General features: G+C 42.3%; 23 protein-coding genes. 15 read left to right on the top strand and 8 right to left on the bottom strand.

Translation table 11 applies throughout. The features are described from left to right. Positions 1-117 precede the first annotated feature (117 nt). From MusilaSJ_RS28090 to MusilaSJ_RS12250, 8 genes are all read right to left on the bottom strand, one after another. Entirely contained in the window at positions 118-339 is a 222-nt protein-coding gene (locus tag MusilaSJ_RS28090) for a DUF5615 family PIN-like protein (RefSeq protein WP_446725134.1), read from the bottom strand. Then, the gene (locus MusilaSJ_RS12280; RefSeq protein ID WP_274990211.1) at positions 339-569 is read right to left on the bottom strand and encodes a DUF433 domain-containing protein; all 231 of its coding nucleotides are present in this window, start codon (positions 567-569) and stop codon (positions 339-341) included. Before MusilaSJ_RS12280 ends, MusilaSJ_RS28090 begins: the two co-directional genes overlap by 1 nt. A gap of 76 nt (positions 570-645) precedes the next feature. Then, entirely contained in the window at positions 646-3126 is a 2481-nt protein-coding gene (locus MusilaSJ_RS12275; protein WP_274990210.1) for a glycosyltransferase family protein, read from the bottom strand. Positions 3127-3211: 85 nt separating this feature from the next. Beyond that, entirely contained in the window at positions 3212-3508 is a 297-nt protein-coding gene (locus tag MusilaSJ_RS12270; RefSeq protein ID WP_274990209.1) for a hypothetical protein, read from the bottom strand. A gap of 10 nt (positions 3509-3518) precedes the next feature. Beyond that, complete coding sequence (locus MusilaSJ_RS12265; RefSeq protein ID WP_274990208.1) at positions 3519-3773, bottom strand: DUF4834 family protein; 255 nt, start codon at positions 3771-3773, stop codon at positions 3519-3521. A 117-nt stretch (positions 3774-3890) separates the two neighbouring features. Then, entirely contained in the window at positions 3891-5915 is a 2025-nt protein-coding gene (uvrB, locus tag MusilaSJ_RS12260) for an excinuclease ABC subunit UvrB (RefSeq protein ID WP_091174530.1), read from the bottom strand. Between the two features lie 641 nt (positions 5916-6556). Then, positions 6557-7036 carry a MarR family transcriptional regulator gene (locus tag MusilaSJ_RS12255; protein WP_274990207.1) on the bottom strand — a complete coding sequence of 160 codons (480 nt, stop codon included), beginning with the start codon at positions 7034-7036 and terminating at the stop codon, positions 6557-6559. 10 nt (positions 7037-7046) lie between these two features. Continuing rightward, entirely contained in the window at positions 7047-7544 is a 498-nt protein-coding gene (locus tag MusilaSJ_RS12250; RefSeq protein ID WP_274990206.1) for a GNAT family N-acetyltransferase, read from the bottom strand. Positions 7545-7676: 132 nt separating this feature from the next. Here MusilaSJ_RS12250 and upp point away from each other — a divergent pair, with 132 nt between their 5' ends. The 15 genes from upp (at position 7677) to gmd (ending at position 22093) form a co-directional block, all read left to right on the top strand. Further along, a complete protein-coding gene (gene upp / locus MusilaSJ_RS12245; RefSeq protein ID WP_274990205.1) occupies positions 7677-8321 on the top strand; it encodes a uracil phosphoribosyltransferase in 645 nt (214 codons plus the stop codon). 127 nt (positions 8322-8448) lie between these two features. Beyond that, on the top strand, positions 8449-9153 hold the full coding sequence (locus MusilaSJ_RS12240; RefSeq protein WP_274990204.1) for a YjjG family noncanonical pyrimidine nucleotidase: 705 nt from the start codon (positions 8449-8451) through the stop codon (positions 9151-9153). After that, positions 9150-9683 carry a DinB family protein gene (locus MusilaSJ_RS12235; protein WP_274990203.1) on the top strand — a complete coding sequence of 178 codons (534 nt, stop codon included), beginning with the start codon at positions 9150-9152 and terminating at the stop codon, positions 9681-9683. The genes MusilaSJ_RS12240 and MusilaSJ_RS12235 overlap by 4 nt, the downstream gene beginning before the upstream one ends. Positions 9684-9936: 253 nt before the next feature. Further along, on the top strand, positions 9937-10791 hold the full coding sequence (locus tag MusilaSJ_RS12230; RefSeq protein ID WP_090534944.1) for a UDP-2,3-diacylglucosamine diphosphatase: 855 nt from the start codon (positions 9937-9939) through the stop codon (positions 10789-10791). Between the two features lie 123 nt (positions 10792-10914). Further along, positions 10915-11904, top strand: a complete 990-nt coding sequence (locus MusilaSJ_RS12225; RefSeq protein WP_274990202.1) for a glycosyltransferase family protein — start codon at positions 10915-10917, stop codon at positions 11902-11904. A gap of 60 nt (positions 11905-11964) precedes the next feature. Then, on the top strand, positions 11965-12954 hold the full coding sequence (locus MusilaSJ_RS12220) for a DUF6427 family protein (protein WP_274990201.1): 990 nt from the start codon (positions 11965-11967) through the stop codon (positions 12952-12954). A 100-nt stretch (positions 12955-13054) separates the two neighbouring features. Then, positions 13055-13747 carry a phosphoribosylformylglycinamidine synthase subunit PurQ gene (gene purQ, locus MusilaSJ_RS12215; protein WP_176627811.1) on the top strand — a complete coding sequence of 231 codons (693 nt, stop codon included), beginning with the start codon at positions 13055-13057 and terminating at the stop codon, positions 13745-13747. Beyond that, positions 13747-14490 carry a type III pantothenate kinase gene (locus tag MusilaSJ_RS12210; RefSeq protein ID WP_274990200.1) on the top strand — a complete coding sequence of 248 codons (744 nt, stop codon included), beginning with the start codon at positions 13747-13749 and terminating at the stop codon, positions 14488-14490. The genes purQ and MusilaSJ_RS12210 overlap by 1 nt, the downstream gene beginning before the upstream one ends. Beyond that, positions 14483-15805, top strand: a complete 1323-nt coding sequence (locus tag MusilaSJ_RS12205; protein WP_274990199.1) for a BamG family beta-barrel-assembly machinery protein — start codon at positions 14483-14485, stop codon at positions 15803-15805. The genes MusilaSJ_RS12210 and MusilaSJ_RS12205 overlap by 8 nt, the downstream gene beginning before the upstream one ends. 9 nt (positions 15806-15814) lie before the next feature. Next, the gene (lptC, locus tag MusilaSJ_RS12200) at positions 15815-16393 is read left to right on the top strand and encodes an LPS export ABC transporter periplasmic protein LptC (RefSeq protein ID WP_274990198.1); all 579 of its coding nucleotides are present in this window, start codon (positions 15815-15817) and stop codon (positions 16391-16393) included. Between the two features lie 94 nt (positions 16394-16487). Then, positions 16488-18614 carry a peptidylprolyl isomerase gene (locus MusilaSJ_RS12195; RefSeq protein ID WP_274990197.1) on the top strand — a complete coding sequence of 709 codons (2127 nt, stop codon included), beginning with the start codon at positions 16488-16490 and terminating at the stop codon, positions 18612-18614. A gap of 215 nt (positions 18615-18829) precedes the next feature. Next, positions 18830-19345, top strand: a complete 516-nt coding sequence (locus tag MusilaSJ_RS12190; protein ID WP_274990196.1) for a DUF2480 family protein — start codon at positions 18830-18832, stop codon at positions 19343-19345. Between the two features lie 93 nt (positions 19346-19438). Further along, the gene (locus MusilaSJ_RS12185) at positions 19439-20233 is read left to right on the top strand and encodes a DUF3108 domain-containing protein (protein ID WP_274990195.1); all 795 of its coding nucleotides are present in this window, start codon (positions 19439-19441) and stop codon (positions 20231-20233) included. Positions 20234-20245: 12 nt separating this feature from the next. Further along, complete coding sequence (locus tag MusilaSJ_RS12180) at positions 20246-20809, top strand: DUF3109 family protein (RefSeq protein WP_091174567.1); 564 nt, start codon at positions 20246-20248, stop codon at positions 20807-20809. Positions 20810-20956: 147 nt separating this feature from the next. Continuing rightward, positions 20957-22093: a GDP-mannose 4,6-dehydratase gene (gene gmd, locus MusilaSJ_RS12175; RefSeq protein WP_274990194.1), complete on the top strand. Its 1137-nt coding sequence runs from the start codon at positions 20957-20959 to the stop codon at positions 22091-22093. Positions 22094-22099 lie beyond the last annotated feature (6 nt).

The following is a 22099-nucleotide window of genomic DNA, read 5'->3' as shown; positions in this document are numbered from 1 at the left end:
GTCCTGTCCCCAATTCTAAATAAAAGGAGTCTTTTGTTGACAACTGCAGAATAAGAGGCAGGTTTACTTCAATAAGTTGAAGAAGTTCGCTGTTTGAAATATTTCCTAATATTATCCTTATGATCTTTTTAGGGTCTTATTTATGAAATGTGAGTTTTTAAAATCCTGATCTTTGGTGATCACTACGAGATTCTTTTCATCCGCATATTTGCAGATTTCAGCATCTGTAGTATTCCATTTTTGAAGTATTTGATTGACGTGTAAAGAACTGCAATCGTTCTGTTTGTCCAGATATTTAGAAAGAGCTATTGGCAGATGCACATCAATCAGGAAGTCCATTAATGTACTTCTTCTAAAGATTTACCCGATAAACTAATCTTAGCATAAGATAAAGAAGCGAGTATGTCGTCCTTTTCTAATTCCGGATGGTCGTTTAAGATATCATCAAATGACATACCAGATGCTATGAGGTCAATAATAACTTCAACCGGCCAGCGCATATGCCTGATACACGCTTTCCCATGGCATATGTTTGGATCAACTGTAATTCTGTCAAGTAGATTACTCATATCGTAAATTTACAAAAAATCCCACAAAAAAAGCGATGAGTATTAACCCACCGCTTTCTTTTAAATATGAAGCTGCTTATGCTTTTTTCTTATCCGCCGGTTTTGCAGCAGGAGCTTTCTTTTTGTTTTCGGTATATGCGGCACCACCCAGCGCAAGCACCAGCAAAATTGAACCCGCCAACGAAATATTCTCGCCGGTGTAATAGGATGCCGGGTGGAAAATAAATTCAATTTTGTGGTTGCCGATTGGGATCTGAGCTGCGCGCAGAAGATAATCGGCGCGGAAATAAGGTTTTTCAACACCGTCGATATACATTTTCCAGCCTTTGTTGTAATATACTTCGGAGAAAACCGCAATTTGTGAGGCGGTAGAACCGCTTGTGTAAACCATATGGTCGGGCGAGTAGCTGGTAAGCTCAATTTTGCCTTCGCCGGCACCTGCTCCCAAAGTTTTTTCGTCGATAATGCTTTTGTATTGTTTATCAACAATAGCTTCATCTTTTGGTGTAAAGCTGCTGATGGCTACCATTTCCTGGTCTGCATTGTCGGCATATTTAATACTTTTAACAAACCATGCGTGGCCACAGGCTGTTTGATTTACCTGCATGCCTACGTTTTGTGTTTTTGGATCAGAATTAATAATGTACTTCACGTTCATCATATCCAAAACATCCTGGTTAATGCTTTTGCTTAGTTGATTATCAACAAGCTCTTCCCAGCGTTTTAGCCTTGCTGCCGAGTAACCACCCAATGACTTGTAGAAAAATGGTGTAAGACCATCGCCTTTGATTGATTGTGTGGCGTCAAATACCCTAAAATCAGGATCTTTATCTTTCATGATAAACTGGTCAACTTCGCGCGGCTGTGGTGTTTCATTATCCTGTCTCGGTGCAAAGTGATCTTGATTTAAATAGCGTTTATCGATACCCCAAAGGTCAACAAGGATCAGCGCCAGGAAAGCAAGCGATGCAACAGTTGGATTGATCTTCTTTTTAAGGAACGCCCAGGCAATCCCAAATGCAATAGCTATGAAGATAAGTGAGCGGACAGCGTCGGCCTGCGCCATTGATTCCCTGTCGGCAATTAGGGCGCGGGTAAGGGCTGAGCTGTCAGTTTTAAGCGCCTGACTTATTTGTGCAATAACACCAGCCTGCTGCTCACTTACGCTGAAAGATAAAAGCAGTGAAGGTACCACAGCCACAGTCAATACAATACCACCTGTAATATAAAATGCGATTTTTAATTTTTTGAACAGGTTTGCTTTGTCCTCATTTACAATGGCCTCATTAACCGCCAGTACAGCAAGGATTGGAAAGCAAAAACCTGCAACTGCCAGTATTGATTCAACCGCGCGGAACTTATTGTAAAGCGGGAAATAATTGAAGAAAAGATCGGATAAATAAGGCCAGTTTCTGCCGAAAGATAACAGCATGGTTAAAACCACTGCGCCAAGCAGCCACCATTTAATACGGTTTTTAACAATCATTAAACCCCATACAAACAGTAGGCAAATTACTGCGCCAAAATAAAACGGACCAGCGGTGAACGGTTTATTACCCCAGTAAAGCGGCAGGTAATTGGCAGAGATACCGGTAACCTGGTTAGGATCGGCACCACTTGCGTTTAAAGCTTTTATCACATGCGAATCAGGGTCTGTGGAACCTTGCTCGCCGCCGCCGTATGCATTAGGGATCAGGAATGTGATACATTCGCCAACGCCCTGGCTCCACTCATAAGCATAGTCTTTAGGCAAACCATTGCTCGGCTCAGTAGTATGCTGGGTAAGGTTGGATTTACCGCGAATGGTTTCGTTGCCATAGTCTGCAGTGCTCCAAAGAATAGAGGCGTTTACTGCTATGCTCAATAAAACTGCGGCGGCAATATATCCCAACGATTTTAAAAAGGCATTTAAGGTTTTGTTTTTAATGGCATGGTAAAGTTCAATACCAACCATGATCAATAAGGCCAGCATCAGGTAGTAGGTCATCTGCACGTGGTTAGCCCTGATCTCCAGGGCAAGAAATAAAGCTGTTACAGAAAAACCTAATAAATATTTACCGCGAAGGGTAAGGATAATCCCGGCAAGTATCGGCCCAAAAAATGCAATGGCGAACGCCTGGTTGGCATGCCCTGCAGTTAGCAGGATAATATTATACGATGAAAAAGTAAACGCCACCGCACCCGCCGCCGCAAGCCATGGGTTAACCTTTAACACGATAAATAAAAAGTAAGTACCTAATAAAAACATCAATACTGTACCAACCGGAGCAGGGAAAGTATAGTTTATACCGGTTACAACCCATGATGTTAAGTTAGCTTTATAAGGTGCCCATATCTGGTAGGTGGGCATACCGCCATAGATTTGGTTGGTCCAGAGTATCGTAGTGTCTTTAGCTTTGTAATCGTTGATTTCTTTTTGGGTTGATTGAGCCCTTGTAACGTCGTTACCACCTAATGTTTTTCCCTGGAAAGCCGGGGTTAAATAGATAAAGCAGATCACTAAAAAAATTGCAGCTATGGCAAAATGAATGCCGTTACGCTTAAACCAGTTATTCATTTAAGTTTTTTGAAATGGATATTATATTCCTCAAAAATAGAAATTACAATGAGAATAGGAATTATAAGTTTTGTTAAGGAATAACTTAACAAGTTTGCGCACGGCTGCGCAGCAGGAAAAACATGGTAATCAGCACAATAATAGATATCACATAAGCAATAACCTGCACTTTGCCGTAATCTTCGCGGTATTTGCGGATGTTGAAAAAGTTATAAACGCCCAGCGCACCCATGATCACCCAGTAAAAAGTGCTGATCTTAGTGCAATTGGCAAAAATTTGAGTGGCCACTATAAATACGATGACATTGGTAATAATCAGCGTAATAGACTCGGGTGTATTGTTATGGTTCTGCCGCCTGTTAAATACCGGATTATTGTCCATATTTATTGATTTATTTTACTTCTTCATAGTCAATAAACTCACCTTCGCTATCAGGTACGCTGCCTTTTTTTGGTTGCGGAACATGATCAATCCTGATTTTTCCATCAGGTTTTGGGCCTTCGTTATAATTACGTTGTTGTTGCTGATATTGCTGTTGAGCTTTGTTTACAACACTTTCAAACAGGAACGGCAGCAGGTAGCGTACCAGGCTGCGGATAATGTATAATATACAAATAGATATGATCAGGAAACGAATAAGAATCATACTGTTAATTTTGAGCTTACAAATATAAGGTATATAACGTTAAAAATGTTTTATTATGATTTGAAGATACCTGTAGCTTCTTTAATTTGAAAATAAGACAATTTGAAGATTTGAAGATTAAAACTTCTCCTCCATCATTTTTTCCAAAGCAAACATTTCGTCGCGTAGTTTGGCAGCCAGCAGGAAATCCATGTTTTTGGCGGCGGCGAGCATATCTTTTTTGGTGTTGTCGATTGATTTTTTCAGGTCGGCTTTGGTCATATACTGAACTATCGGATCAGCGGCAAGGGTTAGGGTATCAGTTTCTACATAAGCCTGCTGTACACCGCCCTTAAAGTCGACCACTGATGTTTGCTCCATAATTTCCTCGCGCGTTTTGCCAACCGTTAGCGGTGTAATGCCATGTTGCGTGTTATATGCGATCTGAATTTCGCGGCGGCGGTTGGTTTCATCCATCGTGATCTGCATCGAATCGGTTATGGTATCAGCATACATGATCACACGGCCACGGTCATTACGTGCTGCGCGGCCTATGGTTTGGATCAATGAACGCTCTGATCGCAAGAAACCTTCTTTATCCGCATCTAAAATGGCTACTAAGGATACTTCAGGTAAATCCAATCCTTCGCGCAATAAGTTGATACCTATCAATACGTCAAATTCACCAAGTCGCAATCCACGTAAAATTTCCACACGCTGCAGGGTTTTAACCTCCGAGTGGATGTAGCGGCATTTAATGCCCAGTCTGTCCATGTATTTGGCCAGTTCCTCGGCCATACGTTTGGTAAGGGTGGTTACCAGTACGCGGTCGCCCTTTTTAATGGTTTTATCTACTTCATCCAGCAGGTCATCCACCTGGTTTATTACAGGGCGAACGTCAATCACCGGATCAAGCAGACCTGTCGGACGGATCACCTGTTCAACCACCACACCGCCTGATTTTTCCAGTTCAAAATCGCCTGGCGTGGCGCTTACATAAACGGTTTGTGGAGCAAGATTTTCAAACTCCTGGAAATTAAGCGGACGGTTATCCAAAGCTGCCGGCAGGCGGAAGCCATAATCAACCAGCGAGATCTTGCGCGAACGGTCACCTCCATACATGGCCCTGATCTGCGGAACTGTTACGTGGCTTTCGTCAATCACCATCAGGTAATCTTCCGGGAAATAGTCAAGCAAACAGAACGGCCTTGCACCGGGCTTACGTCCGTCAAAAAAGCGGGAGTAGTTTTCTATTCCCGAACAGTAACCCAATTCGCGGATCATTTCCAGATCATAATTAACCCGTTCCTCCAAACGTTTGGCTTCCAGGAACCGACCGTCATCAATAAACTGTTTTTTGCGGGTTTCCAACTCTTCCTGTATCGCCCATATAGATTGTAAAAAACGTTCGCGGGGGGCAACATACAGGTTGGCGGGATAAACCACCATGTGCGTCATCTTTTCGATGGTTTTGCCTGTGCCAATATCAAAAGCGCTTAACTCTTCAATATCGTCGCCAAAAAAGGAGATGCGGTAGGCATAATCCAGGTAAGCCGGAAAAATATCCACTGTATCACCCTTAACCCTAAATGTACCGCGTTTAAAATCGGCAGTGGTGCGGGCGTATAGAATCTCTACAAGCCGGTGTAAAAAAGCATTCCTGCTGATGCGCGTACCTACGGCAAATTTGAAAACCGAGTCGGCAAAATCATCGGGGTTGCCCATACCGTAAATGCAGGATATTGACGACACTACGATCACATCGCGCCTGCCCGACATTAATGCCGAGGTAGTGCGTAAACGAAGTTTTTCTATTTCCTCGTTTATCTGCAGGTCCTTTTCAATGTAAGTATTTGTTGTAGGAATAAATGCCTCCGGCTGATAATAGTCGTAGTACGACACAAAGTAGTTCACCGCGTTTTCGGGAAAAAACTGCTTAAACTCGCCATAAAGCTGTGCCGCTAATGTTTTGTTGTGGCTCAGAATCAGCGTAGGTTTTTGTGTTTGTGCTATAATATTGGCAACTGTAAAGGTTTTGCCCGATCCGGTAACCCCCAAAAGGGTTTGATAGGGGTCGCCGTTATTGATACCTTCAACCAGCTGCCTTATAGCTTCAGGTTGGTCGCCGGTTGGTTTATATTGAGATGTTAATTGAAAATCCATGTTGTTATGTAAAAATACAAATAATCCAGAAACAGGGTTTGTAAATCAAAATAAGTACATGGTAATGACAACCGTATGTCAACATTGTTATGCCGGGGGGGAATAAATTACGCCAAGCATAAGTTAAAGCCAACTTAAAAGCCATGTCATTATAAGGAGCAGCGTGGATAAAGAGCATCTGGTGCGACGTGGCAATCTCGTGGTTAGGCCTGTGCGATATGCAAAGCCGCTAAGCATAGCTACGAGATTACCGCGCTATCGCTACCCATGACAACTTAAAACGGGTGTCATGCTGAGCAATGTCATTAAGTTAAGGAAAATCCCCCAGAGGGGGAACAGGTTTGTAGCAAAATATTATACCGATAACAACCGTGCCAGAGGTACGGAACACCGGAGTTGTGTACCGCTGGCACACCAAAAATCTATTCAAAATGGTTTCTACAAACCTTTTGCACCTCTGGTGCAGCTTGTCAATCTCTTAACTTAATGACATTGCATGCTGAGCCCGTCGAAGCATGGTGGGTAGGCCTCTGCGCGCGAGTCTTCGACAGGCTCAGACTGACAGGCCCTCTTTTGTCATTTACCTTCAGAGGCCCCCGGATTTAAACAAAGGAAATGACATGGTTTTTAGTTACAATAACTCACATTTCAGCCTTTAAACGCAATGCCCTGTCCAAAAAACTCTGTTGCTTTATTTTCTCTTCAGCTTCAATAATAGCCTTCATCAGGTTGTTTTGGGTATCGGCAATTTCCGCGGCGGCCGCTTTCATAATTTCCCAAACGGGTTTCATCCGTTCAATAAGTTCCTGGCCTTTTGTTGTTAACATGATAAGACGCTTCCTTTCATCGGCCTTGTCCTTTTTTGATCGGATCAATTTCTCTTTTTCCAATTCCTTTAACAGACTGATGGTTGAAGGGTGGGTGTAGCCAATTTCAGCGGCGATTTCCACTACGCTTAAAAGCGGCTTAAAGTGTAAAGTGTAAATAACAGGGAACCATTTGGGTTCAAAATCAATATTACTGGCTTTGTACACGAGCACACCATCTTTGCGCAGCTGCTCGGCCAGGCGCTGCAACCTTGTTGAAATTGCTAAAATTCCCGATTCGTCAATAACATTCATTATACCGCTGTTAATTGTTCAAATGTAACTGATAAAAAATGGTATCTGCAGCCATAAGCGGGAATGATTCGGGCAAATCCTGTTTGGCAAGGCGTGTAAAGCCATTTTTTTCATAAAAGCGATGAGCGGCTTTCAGCATCTCAACTGTGCCTAAATAAATGTCGGTAATGTTGTTGCGTTTACAATAATCAATAAGATTATTAAGTAGTAACTGCGCGATGCCCAGCTCTTTTCCCCGGTATTCTTTAAGCACAAACATTTTGCGTATGGCCGCCGCATTGTTATCAAAAGCAATAAGGGCAATGGTGCCAACAAGTTGTTCGTTATATATCGCTCCCCAAAAATCTCCGCCGGTTTGGTGGTAATTGGTTTCAATATCAAGCAGGTCGGGCTGGGCTTCAAGCGTGATAGGCACGTTAAATTCAATTTGCTGAATTGGTAAAATGATATCAATGATCTGCTGGCAATAAGTATTGTTGAGTGAGCTGATAACAGGTGTAGTATCCATAACTTTAATATTTATGTACAAATCTACGTAGTTAACTACATATATTCAAAATTTATTATCCTTCCCATGGTGCGGTATGACATTTAATAAACAAATAGTGATACTATTGCTCAAAAACGCTTAAATTTAAGCATGATTTTTATCCTCAATAAAACCAATACCATTGCCAACCAGTTCCTTGCCGAATTACGGGATGCCGTTATTCAGCAGGATAAGGCACGTTTCAGGCAGAACCAGGAAAGGTTAGGAGCCATACTGGCTTATGAGTTGAGCAAATCATTACATTACGAAACCAAAGAAATTCAAACCCCCTTGGGTACAGCCAGCGTTAACATGCCGGCCGATGAACCGGTGCTGGGTATTATATTGCGGGCAGGGCTCCCTTTTCACCAGGGTTTTATGCAGTTTTTTGACCGGTCACCTTCTGCATTTATCACAGCTTATCGCAAGGTGAAACGCAACGGTAGCTTTTTGATCCAGGTTGATCATATCTCAACCCCTAACCTGGACGATAAGATCTTTATTTTGTGCGATACCATGCTGGCTACCGGGCAAAGTATTGTAACGGTTTGTAAGGAGTTAATGGCGCAGTATAAAATAAAGGATCTGCACATTGCCTCTGTAATTGCCAGCACCGAAGGTGTGGCGCATGTTAAGGCCAATCTCCCAAAAGCCAAACTCTGGCTCTGCGCTGTTGACGACGAGATGACCAGCAAATCATATATCGTACCGGGTTTAGGTGATGCGGGGGACCTGGCATTTGGGGAAAAAGCGTGATTTGATTTGGGATTTCGGATGTCCGATTTCGGATTTAGTAATTAAGATTTTTTAATTTTGAATTTTCGATTTTTAAATCAAGGAATAAAAAAATTCCGAAATCGAACATCCGAAATCCGAAATAAAAATGAAATCCGATATAAAGTATAAACACATCTTCTTTGATCTCGACCATACCATCTGGGATTTCGATAAAAATGCCGAAGAGGCCCTGCATGAGTTATATGTTATTCACCAGCTTGGCGAAATTGGCCTGCAATCTGCCGAATTGTTCATCGAAACTTATACCCGTAACAATCACCGTCTTTGGGCACAGTATCATATTGGTGAGATCACTAAAGATGAACTGCGGGAGGCCCGCTTCAAATCAACTTTTACTGATCTTGGTTTGCATCCCGACCTGATGCCGCTTGATTTTGAGGATGCTTATGTAAAACTTTGCCCTACCAAAACCAACCTGTTTCCGCATGCGCACGAAACATTGCAATATCTGCAATCAAAATATACCCTGCACCTGATCTCAAATGGGTTTAAAGATTCAACGCGGATAAAAATCGCGGGGACCGATCTGGCAAAATACTTTCAGCATATCATCATCTCCGAAGATGTAGGTGTGAACAAGCCCGACAGGGCCATATTTCAGCATGCGCTTGACCTGGCCGGGGCATCAAAAGAAGAAAGTGTGATGATTGGTGACAGCATTGAAGCTGATATCCGCGGGGCGCTTGGTTTTGGGATGGATGCTATTTATTTTAATCCTTTTAATGCGGAAAAACCTCAGGATGTGCCGGTGCAGATTGCTCATTTAAAAGAGTTAACTTTACTTTTATGAGCATCGCCAAAGAACGTAAAGCTATTGATGCGGCCCTTGATGAATACCGCAAACAACTGGATGTTATCCCCGATGAGTTGTTTGATGTCACCCCGGAGGATGGCGGCTGGTCGTTTGCCGAGGTTTACAGCCATATTATGCAGGCTACGCTGGGGTCATCAATCGCGCTTGAACGTTGCACCCACGGCAATTGCGAGCCAACAAAAAAAGGCATTAATTGGGAAGGCCGGATCTTGCTGTTGTTAGGTAAATTTCCGCCGGTTAAAACAACGGTGCCCAATGCGGTAAGCGATAAAATGGCTGCCAATAAGATCAGTAAGGAAGATGCCAAAAACCTGATCATCAAATGCCGCAAACGGATTGAAACGACTATGCCACTCATTGCTCAATCATCGCCGGCTAACAGATACAAGCACCCGCGTATGGGAATGCTTAATGCCAGGCAATGGTTTAAATTTATCCGCATTCATTTGCAGCACCACTTGAAACAACTTAACAGGATCAAAAATAAATTTAATACAGCAAAGTAACCTTTTATATTTAATGTAGTCTTAACAGTAGGATAATGTTAAATTTCAGACATTTGTAAAAATCTTTGTGATGAATTTTGAGTATGCTTATTTGGTAGTTATAGGGTTGCTGATCCTGGTCGGCTGCTTCTATGCAAGTCCATATGAATTGACTGTTAACGAAGATGAGGACGACGAGTAATCGTTGCTTTATTAATGAAAATGTTGTTTTCCGGCATATCTTGCCGGCCTGTAAAATAGCCCCCTTAATTTAATGGCAAAACGCGAAGTTGATATTGTAGTAATATCTGATGTGCACCTTGGTACTTACGGCTGTCACGCAAAAGAATTGCTTAAATATTTAAAAAGCATCAAGCCCAAAATCCTTATCCTTAACGGCGATATTATTGATATTTGGCAATTTAGTAAATCATACTGGCCCGAAGCGCACATGAAAGTGGTGCGCCGCATCCTGAAGTTTGTTACCGATGGCATCCCGGTTTATTATTTAACCGGCAACCATGACGAAATGCTGCGCAAGTTTACCGATTTTAACATGGGCACTTTTCAGCTGCTTGATAAGCTCGTGTTAAATATCGATGGCAAAAAAGCCTGGATCTTTCATGGCGATGTGTTTGACGTTACCATGCAGCACTCCAAATGGCTGGCTAAACTCGGGGCTGTTGGTTATGACACATTGATTTTGATCAACAGTTTTGTAAACTGGTTCCTTACCGCTATTGGCAGGCAAAAAATGAGCTTTTCGCAAAAGGTGAAAGCCAGTTTTAAAGAGGCGGTAAAATTCATTAACCAATTTGAGCAAACCGCGGCCGATCTGGCCGTGGATAAACAATACGGCTACGTGATCTGCGGTCACATTCACCATGCCGAAATCAGGGAAATTACCTCCACTCAAAATACAGGCTCGGTGCTTTACCTCAACTCGGGCGATTGGGTGGAAAGTTTAAGCGCTCTTGAATATCACAACGGCAAATGGGAAGTGTTTAAATACAAGCCGGATGATTTCAATACAGATGCTGATGAAGATGACAAAACCGATTCGGAAGATCTGAACGCTATGCTCGATGTTAAAAACTTGTTGGAGCGCTTTAAGCACGAACACGATTAAATTACTTACCGAAAACATTTTTCTTTATTAAATTAAGCCCCTGAATATTGGTGCGGATAAATCAGTGTATCCGTTGTATCTGCGCCGCACAATCATCATCCTATTTGAAAACAATTTATTTTAATGAAGATACTGTTTGGTATACAGGGAACAGGTAACGGGCATATAAGCCGGGCAAGGGAAATTGTGCCCCTGCTGCAACAATACGGCGAGGTTGATTTGCTGGTAAGCGGCACCGAAGCCGAAGTATCATTATCACAACCCCTGAAATATCGCTTTCATGGCGTAAGTTTTGTATTTGGTACCAATGGCGGGGTGGATAACTGGGCTACCTGGAAAATCATGAACCTGCGCCAGTTTCAGCGGGATCTGCGGAGCCTTCCCCTGAAACAATATGACCTCATCATCAATGATTTTGAACCTGTAAGCGCCTGGGCTTGTAAATTGCGGGGTGTACCGTCGGTATCTTTAAGTCATCAATGTTCGTTTGTATCACCTAAAACACCGCGCCCCGAAAAAAAAGACCCTTTTGCGCAATGGCTTTTAAAAAACTATTCGCCTACTACCTATCATGTCGGCTTCCATTTTGAGCGTTATGACACTTTTATCAATACGCCGGTAATCCGCAGTGAGATCAGGCAGATGGAAACCTCCGACCTGGGCCATTATACAGTTTACCTGCCGGCTTATGATGACAAAACCCTGCTGAAATATTTAAGTGCCGAAAAAGAGGTTAAATGGCAGGTGTTTTCAAAACGGCAAAAGCAGGCCTACAAATCAGGAAACGTGGAGATCTTCCCCGTAAATAATGAAGCTTTTAATAAGAGCCTGGCAAGCTGTACAGGTTTGCTTACCGGGGGCGGTTTTGAAGGGCCGGCCGAAGCCCTGTTTTTACAGAAAAAGGTAATGATGATACCCATGAAAGGGCAATACGAACAGCAGTGTAACGCGCTTTCGGCCTCCAGGTTGGGGGTTCCGGTGGTGAGCGAAATAAATGATAAGTTTAACGGACATTTAAACCACTGGATAAACGACAGTAAAAAGATTGTAGTTGATTTTCCGGATGAAACCGCCGCTATTGTTGATAAACTGGTAAAGCAGTATACAAGGTAGTAAAGCATTGCAACTTAAGCGGTTTTTCTGCTAATTTTGCAACCGCAAACACGGCCGCACATGATGATCAATCTTTTCAGGAACTATAATCCCCTTAATGTTATATGGCTGGCTATTTTGCTGTTCGTGCTCCGGATTGGTTTCATGGTGCAGGTTCCCGAAAAGGTTGAGTTTATTTTTGTAGAACCCTTTGCACGGCTGCTGGTACCCGTAAAATATGAATACGCGTTTTCGCCGTTGCTTAATGTGATACTGGCCGGCGGGCTTGTATTTATCCAGGCTTTATTGCTTAATTCGTTAATTAATCATCATAATTTATTAGGCAAGCCAACCTTTTTGCCGGCGCTGATGTATATCACTCTTTCGGGCTTGTTTACGCCCTTTTTAACTTTAAGTGCCCCGCTTTTATGTAATTTCTTGCTCATCTGGATGTTGTTTAAATTATTCAACCTGTATAAGGGGGAGGACGTTAAATCAACAACTTATGACCTGGGTTTGATTGTAGCGGTGGGGTCGCTTGTTTATTTCCCGTTTATTTATTTGTTCCTGATTATATGGATAGCGCTTATGATATTCAGGCCGTTTAACTGGCGCGAGTGGGTTATTTCGATATTAGGTTATGTAACCGTGTTCTTTTTTCTTGCGGTTATTTATTTTATGAATGATATGCTGCCCCGGTTTAGCCATATCTGGTCGCCCTTAGGCAAAAAATTTCCCGATCATATCAGCATAAATTCTTACAACTACCTGCTGTTGGTGCCGGTAATTGTAATATTAGTGCTTTGTTTTTTTAAGCTGCAGCAAAATTTCTTTAAAAGCTACGTGCAGATCCGTAAAACATTTCAGCTGTTGTTTTTTATTTTTCTGATCACAGCACTTTCATTTTATCTCAATTCGGAATTTCGCCTGAGCCATTTTTTGCTTTGCGCAGTGCCGGTAACGGTGTTTTTTGCCTATTATTTTTTGTATGCGACCAAGCGCTGGTTTTATGAAATACTGTATTTGTTGTTGTTTATCAGCATCATTTACTTTCAGTTTAACAAATTTTAACTTTTACATTCGTCCTTATTTCGGCGGTTATGTTAGTTTTGTAGCCTGAAACTATATAATAAGCTATTTAGGTTCAACCCCAATTTAAAAAATAATTCTGATGAAGTTTGGAGTAGTTATATTTCCCGGTTCTAATTGTGATGAGGATATCATATATGTATTAGAGAAAGTGATGGGTCAGCAAGTGGTAAGGTTATGGCATAAAGATCATGACCTGCAGGGTGTTGACTTTGTTGTTTTACCCGGTGGTTTTTCATTTGGCGATTACCTGCGTTCGGGCGCTATTTCCCGTTTTTCGCCAATTATGCAGGAGGTTATCCAGTTTGCTGCCAAAGGTGGTTATGTAATGGGTATTTGCAATGGCTTCCAGATATTGACCGAGGCCGGTTTGTTGCCAGGTGCTTTATTGCACAACACCAACCGCAAATTTATTTGCCGCAACATTTACTTAAAACCGCAAACAACACAATCATTACTTACCGCTCAGCTTGATCCGCAGCAACCCCTAAGGATCCCGATTGCACATGGTGAAGGCAATTATTTTGCTGATGCAGATGTGATCAAAGCCCTTAACGATAACGACCAGGTAATGTTCAGGTATTGCGATGAGGCCGGTAATATCACTGCCGACGCGAACCCTAACGGGTCATTGGAAAACATTGCAGGTGTTACAAACTTAGGCAGGAATGTATTTGGCTTAATGCCGCACCCGGAGCGTGCTGCCGACGGCTTGTTAGCCAATGAAGATGGTTTAGCTATTTTTGAATCAATATTATCAATAGTTAGGGCCTGATGACCAGCCTGGTTATCGATATTGGTAATACACTCATCAAAATCGCGGTTTTTAAACTGGACGAAATACTTGAGGTTAGCCAATATGAAACCATTGATATGCCGGTACTGGATGCTTTGCTTAACAAATACCATCCTGTTAAGGCAATCATATCATCGGTAAAAAAAAATGCAGAAGCATGGCAGGCCGGGCTGGGGCAAAAAATTTCGCTGACGCATTTTAATACATTAATGACAAGCGGAATAAATAACCATTATTTAACCCCTGAAACCCTTGGGCCCGACAGGCTGGCAGCTGTTATTGGTGCATATCATATGTTCCCGGGACAAAATAGCCTGGTAATAACCGGGGGCACGGCCATTACTTATGATGGTGTTGACACCGCGGGAAATTATTTTGGCGGCAGCATATCGCCGGGCTTAAATATGCGTTATAAGGCTTTGAACAATTATACGGCAGGTTTGCCGCTTATTGAACCCGATGCCGGTTTTGATACGCCATACGGAAACAATACAACCACAGCCATCCGTTCGGGAGTGCAAAACGGAATAAAATATGAGCTTACCGGTTTTATTGAAAGTTATAAAACCGGCGATGGGCAACTGAACATTATACTAAGCGGGGGCGACAGCATTTTTTTTGATACTCTATTGAAAAATAGCATCTTTGCCCGCTACATAAAAATTGAACCATATTTGGTTTTAAAAGGATTAAACGCAGCTATACAAAAGCATAATGATTAAATATACCCGGTTTTTTATAACACTTTTATTGGCTGTTGCCGCTTTTTCAGCACATGCGCAATCAACGGCAACTTCAAGCTCTCCATATTCACGTTACGGTATTGGTGATATTGATCCTCAACTGATGGGCCAAAACATAGGTATGGGCGGTATAGCTGTAGCTACAAACAGGATAAGCCTTTTTAACAATATCAACGTAATAAATCCGGCTTCATACGGTGCCATTAATCTTACAACTATTGATGTTGGCTTATATGCAAACTTTTTAAACCTGTCGCAAACCGGTTCGGCAAGCCAAAAAAACAGCAATTTCAGGCTTAACCACATCGCATTCGCTATCCCTACCTCAAAACGTTCGGCACTGAGCTTTGGTTTATTGCCATACAGCGAGCGCGGCTATAATTATAAAAAAACGGTAAATAAATTAGGTACTTCAGGTTCACCTGCGGATACCAACGTTACAAACTATACCTACAGCGGTGATGGCAGCTTATCAAAAGCATATTTTGGATATGGTTTTGGCATCGGTAAGCACTTGTTATTAGGGGCAAACGTATCGTATATATTTGGTAATATTAAAGATATCGCTACTACCGAAATTCCCGGCCTGGCAGGTGCCATCAACTCAAAAATTGAATCGAGCAATGCCATAGGCGGTATAAACTATGATTACGGCTTGCAGTATTCATTTGATTTTTCTGAAACCAAGCACCTTGTATTTGGCTATTCGGCATCGGCGGGTTCAAAACTGCATACGCAAAGCAGCTTTATTGTCAGCCAGTATTTTAATGACGCAAACGGCAACCAGAACGTAGCTGCCGATAGCGTGGTTAGCACAACCGGGCCTAAATCAAAATTAAAATTACCGCAGATCAACAGGTTCGGGATCTCTTTTCAAAGCGATGGTAAATTTTTGGTGGGTGCCGATTACTCCATGGGTAAATGGTCCGACTTATCAATTGCTGGCGTAAACCAGGGCTTACAGGATAGCAAAACATTTAATATCGGTGGTTCATATACCCCAAACATAGCAACCATCAGAAACTACCTTGCCACTGTTGACTACCGCATAGGTGCCATATATGATCAAACCTATATGCACATTAACGGTACTACAATTAAACGGTATGCCGGTACTGTAGGTGTGGGCCTGCCTTTACGCTCAAATAACGGCAGTTACTACAAAATCAATATCGCGGCAGAGATAGGTCAGCGCGGTTCGTTGGTTAACGGTTTGGTTAAAGAAAACTACGTTAACATTCACCTCGGCTTTACCCTTAACGATAAGTGGTTTACCAAGTATAAATTCGACTAATTTGTTGTCATGAGCCGCCCTGCAGTTAACATACCGGCTTTATGCCTGTTACTGTTGCCATTGGCGGCTTTCATCTCTTCATGCGAAAATGACCTGAAAAAGGTTAGGGAAATTTCAGCTAATGAGGTTGATACGGTAGCCCAGCGCACCACCGGGCTTGATCTGATCATGAGTGATTCGACCAAGGTTGAGATCCATCTTACTGCCCCGCTGATGATCGAATACCAAATCAAGAAGCCTTATAAAATTATGCCTAAAGGTGTAAAGATAGATTACTATGACCGCGGCACAGGCCAGTTTGCCGGTGATATAATTGCCGACACAGGTATCCAGCGCGAGCAGGAAAAACTGATCGAATTTCATGGTAACGTAGTTGCAACCAACGCCAAAGGCGAAACCTTTAAATCAAACGAGTTATTTTGGGACCAGGTAACCAAGCGGGTTTACTCTAATAAACCTGTTCAGGCCACACTTAGCGGCGGTAATGTCATGAACGGCAATACCTTTGAAAGTGATGATAAGCTTTTAAACCCTACTTTTAAAAGCAGCACCGGGCTGTTTCACGTAGATGAAAAAGCGACACAATAATGACTTTTTTTAACGAAAATTTTGTGTTATAGAATTTTGTTAAAAATTGTATCTTGCGCCCTCTTAAAAAGAATAGAATAATTATAAATGTAATATGGGTATAATGGGTTTTTTGCGCGAAAGGATGGGGAAGATTCTCGCATTCTTTATTGGTTTCGCGCTGCTTGCATTTATTGTGAGCGAAGTTGTAAGATCGGGCGGTTCCTTTTTCAGGGACGATAGTAACGAGCTTGCCATTGTTAATGGCGAAAAAGTGCCCTATGACAAATTCAACGAAAAGCTGGAGCAAAACTCAGCACAGTTTAAACAACAGGGACAAAGTATCTCTCCGCAAATAGCAAGCTATCTGCAGGAAACTACCTGGAACCAGTATTTAAGCCAGTTGCTGATAGGCAAAGAAATCGAAAAACTTGGCCTTACAGTTGGTGATGATGAAATGAACGTAATGATCGGTGATAACAATCCCGACCCGCAGATAGCCCGCCAGTTTGCCGATCAGCAAACCGGTCAGTTCGATCGCAGCAGGTATGATCAGTTCAAAGCCTACCTGCAATCAGGCAAAGCCGACCCTGCTCAGAAAAAAGCCTGGAGTGATTTCGTGATCGACCTTATAGAAGCTAAAAAAGCTACTAAATACATGACTTTGGTTACCAACGGCCTGTATGTAAACTCGCTTGAAGCTACAGATGATTACGAAGCAAAAAATAAGCTGGCCAATTTTAAATATGTATCGCTTGATTATGCTTCAATCCCTGACGCTAAAGTTACTTTAACTGATGCTGATTACAGCGCATATTATGATGCACACAAAGCTTCATTTAAAACTCCGCAGGAGTTAAGGAATTTTGAATACGTTAGTTTTAACGCGGCTCCTTCAAAAGAAGATTCGGCGGCAGTTAAACAACAGGCAGAGAAATTAGCGAATGAATTCAAAACTACTCCTAACGATTCGCTTTTTGTACAGATCAATGCCGAAACAAAAGCCCCTTTAGCTTATCAGCGTAAAGGCAGCCTTGACCCAAAACTGGATACTACCATGTTTAGCGCGGCCAAGGGATTTGTTTATGGCCCTTACCTTGAAAACGGCAGCTATAAAGTAGCTAAGCTGGTTGATACCAAAACCACTTTCGATTCGGTTAAAACCAGGCATATCCTGATCGACCTTGCGTCGGCGGGCGGTGAAGAAAAAGCTAAAGCTAAAGCCGATTCAATTAAGAAATTAATCCAGGGCGGTAAATCATTTGCCGAGTTGGCAACTACATTCTCTGCCGATAAAGGCAGCGCGGTAAAAGGCGGTGAAATTCCTTCATTTGACGCCAATGGCTCAATGGGCGGTCAGGGCAATTTAGTTCCTGAATATTACAATGCTGCTTATAAAGCAAATAAAGGCGATATCCTTGTTGTGAAATCACAATTTGGCTACCACGTTATCCAGGTTGAAGATCAGAAAGGTTCTGTTAAACTGGTTAAAGTTGGTGTAGTTGATAAACCGTTAACTGCAAGCAGCAAAACTCAAACGGTAGCTTACAGCAAAGCCCAGGCATTCTTAGCCTCATTAACACCTGATAATTTTGAGGCAGAAGCTAAAAAAGAAGGCTTGAAGCCCCGTACTGCCGAAGATGTTACTGCGATAGCTTCTGGTCTTCCCGGCCTGGATAACGCACGTGACGTGGTTAGATGGGCTTACAAAGCCGAAAAAGGCGATATTACCGATAAAGTATTTACCGTAGGCGACCAGTATATAGTAAGCCGCCTTACCGAAATTAAACCTAAAGGTACATTATCTCTTGAGGCTGTTAAAAAGCAAATTGAGCCAATGGTACGTAATGAGGTTAAAGGTAAACAATTGAAAGAGAAATTTGACGCAGCCCTTAGCGGTGGTACTTCAATTGACCAGGTTGCCCAAAAAGTAGGCAGCAAGGTAGTTCCGGTTGAAAACATTGTGTTTGCCAATCCTATTATCCCGGGTCAATCGGCAGAGTATAAAGTTATCGGTTCAATCTTTGGTTCGGCAATCAACAAAATTTCAAAACCTGTTGATGGTGCACAAGGTGTTTATGTATACCTGGTTAATGGTTTCACTAACCCGCCGGCACTTACCAACGCTATCAAACAAAAAGAACAAATTAACCAGGCGCTTTTACAACGTTCACAAGGCCAGGTGCTGGATGCATTAAAAGATAATGCAATTGTAAAAGATAACAGGGCTAAATTCTTCTAAACAAAATTTAAGGTAAATTTGCATCCGGGATCAGCGTTAAGCCGTTCCCGGATTTTTGTTTATATACGGTCTGTTAGGCTTTTATATAGAGCAGTTAAGTAGTATTAGCTTTAAACTTTGTGCGTTCTGCTTTCAGCTGTTTATAAAAATATTGATAATCAAGCTAAGTGGCTTTAGGCTTTATGCCTTCAGCTTTTAGCTTTCATATAAAAGATATGGATATCCAGGAAAACATAATAAACAAGGTGGCTCAGAGCGGCCTTGTTACCTTAGACCCGGCTTCTTTTTATCCTGCCGGCGATCGCGTTATTTATGATATTAAAAATAACCTGTTCCATGGCCTGATCCTTCGCGAAAAAGATTTCAGGGACTTTATAAAGGAACATGACTGGGCGCAATATGAGGGCAAAAATGTAGGTATCACCTGCACTGCCGATGCTATTGTACCTGCCTGGGCATATATGCTGCTGGCCAACCGGATGGCCCCTTACGCCCGCGAAATTGTTTTTGGTGATAAAGAGGTATTGGAGACCGTACTTTTTGAAAAGGAAATAGCCAAAGCGGATTTTGAACAATACCGCGGGCAGCGCATTGTACTTAAAGGCTGCGGTGATACCGAAGTGCCGGTATCTGCTTATGTTGAGTTGACTAAAAAACTAAGTGCTGTGGTTAAAAGCCTCATGTTTGGTGAACCGTGTTCAACAGTTCCCATCTATAAGCGTAAGGACTAAGTATTTAAGTGGCAGTACGCAATAAAAACAAGTTTAAACCATTTATAATAGCAGTTGTCATATCACAAGCCCTGCTAAAAGGGCTATTAACCAATGAAGAAACTGCTGATAAATAAATATTTTTTTACTGTACTGCTTTTTATAGCCTGTTGCCCGGGCGCATTTGCCCAGGAATTGAAAAAGATCAACGAGTCGATCTTTAAAGCTGGTGAACAATTGGACTACAAGATGAAATATGGTTTTTTTACTGCTGCCGAAGCTACAATAAAAGTAGAAGCCAGCGATAAGAAATATAATGACCGCCCGACATTTCATCTTGTTGCCGAAGGCAAAACAGCCGGCTCTTTTGACCTGTTTTATAAAGTGCGTAACCGTTACGAATCGTACGTTGACCAAACAACGCTGATGCCTTATTTTTATACCGAAAACAGGCGCGAAGGCAAGTACAGGCATACCGACAATGTGACGTTCGATCAGAAAGACAAGAAGGTAACGGCAAATAAAGGAACATTCGGGTATAAGGGCGAATCCTTTGATTTTGTATCAGCCTATTATTTTGCCCGGGCCATTGATGTTTCAAAGCTGCACCAGGGCGATACCTTTGATCTGCAATACTTTTTGGAAGACGGGTTTCACAGTATGCAGATAACCTATGTTGGCACAGAAACGGTTGAGTGTTCGCTTGGTAAATTTAATTGTCTTAAATTTAGCCCGGCAATTATTCCGGGGCGGATTTTCCGGAAAAACAGCAAGTTGTACCTTTGGGTTACCAACGATAAGAACAGGATCCCGGTAAAGGCCCACGTTGAGGTGCTGATAGGCAGCGTAACAATGGACCTGAAATCGGCTACAGGACTTAAATATCCTTTGAACCCTATAAAAGATTGATTTTAAAAGATAATGATTGAGGTTGGCAATGTATTACTGCACGAGGATGTAGTAAAAGAGAATTTTGTATGTAATTTAAATAAATGCAAAGGTGCCTGCTGCCTCGAAGGAGATTCGGGCGCACCACTTAATGCCGATGAACTTGACATCCTGAAAGAGATCTATCCCAAAGTAAAACCTTATCTTACCGCGAAAGGTATCAAAACCATTGAAAAGGAGGGGGTTTACGTAACCGATTTTGAGGGCGATTATACTACGCCCTGTGTTGATACCAACAAAGAATGCGCCTATGTAATATGGGAAAACGGCATTACTAAATGCGGTATTGAAAAGGCGTATGAAGAAGGTGCCGTTAATTGGAAAAAACCCATATCGTGCCATTTGTATCCTATCCGCATAACATCTTATCCAGAGTTTGATGTTTTGAACTATGACCGTTGGAATATCTGCAGCCCTGCATGTTCATTTGGGGACGAACTGAAAGTACGCGTTCACGAATTTTTGAAAGACCCGCTTATCCGTAAATACGGAGCAGATTGGTACCGGGAGCTGGAAGATACCGTTGCCGGAATTTAATCTTTTTTAAAACTTTTTAAGCCGGATATTTTTTTCATTAAATTGTAGTATAACGCCTTGCATAAACCTATATATTGAGCGTCATAGGAGTAATTACAATAAAATTGGATATTATTGTACTACCTAAAATATCTACGGTCATAATTAATGAAAAAGGCTTTAATAACAGGAATAACGGGTCAGGATGGCGCTTATTTAGCAGAGTTTTTGCTGAAGAAGGGCTATGAGGTACATGGGGTTAAACGCCGCTCATCCTTATTAAATACCGACAGGATAGATCATTTATACCATGACCCGCACGAGTCAGGCGCCAAATTCAGCCTGCATTATGGCGACCTCACCGATTCAACAAACCTGATCAGGCTTATCCAGGAAGTTCAGCCCGATGAAATTTATAACCTTGCAGCACAAAGCCATGTAAAAGTGAGCTTTGAAACCCCCGAATATACCGCCAATGCTGATGGTGTTGGTGTACTCCGTATTCTTGAAGCAGTAAGGCTTCTCGACCTCACCAAAAAAACACGCATCTACCAGGCTTCCACATCCGAGCTGTATGGCTTGGTACAGGCTGTGCCCCAAAGTGAAACCACGCCCTTTTATCCACGCTCTCCTTACGCGGTGGCAAAACTATATGGCTACTGGATTGTAGTTAATTATCGCGAAGCCTATGGTATGTATGCCTGCAACGGGATTTTGTTTAACCATGAAAGCCCAATAAGAGGCGAAACTTTTGTTACCCGGAAAATTACCCGGGCAGCATCAAAAATAGCCCTGGGCATGCAAAACTGTTTGTATGTAGGTAACCTTTCGGCACAGCGCGATTGGGGGCATGCAAAAGATTATATAGAAGCGATGTGGCTGATGCTGCAGCAGGAAACCGCCGAAGACTTTGTAATTGCAACCGGGGTAACCACTACCGTGCGCGACTTTATAAGGATGGCTTTCATGGAACTGGGCATTGAGATTGAGTTTAGCGGAAAGGATGAAAACGAGCGTGGGGTGATCATTGATATTGATGAGGAAAGAGCCATAGCGCTTGGATTGAACCTGGAGGCTTTGAGGTTTGGGCAAACTGTTGTAAAAGTTGACCCCAGGTATTTCAGGCCGACAGAGGTTGATCTGCTAATTGGAGATGCTGCCAAAGCTTATAACAAGCTCGGCTGGAAACCCAAATATGACCTGCAGGCATTGGTGACGGATATGGTACTGGCAGATCTGCAACTGGTAAAAAAAGATGAATATCTGAAAAAAGGCGGGTTTAGTACGCCTAATTATTTTGAATAACCAAGT

The organism is Mucilaginibacter sp. SJ (genome assembly GCF_028993635.1).
Taxonomy (GTDB): Bacteria; Bacteroidota; Bacteroidia; order Sphingobacteriales; family Sphingobacteriaceae; genus Mucilaginibacter.
This window is presented reverse-complemented; position numbering and strand designations above follow the sequence as displayed.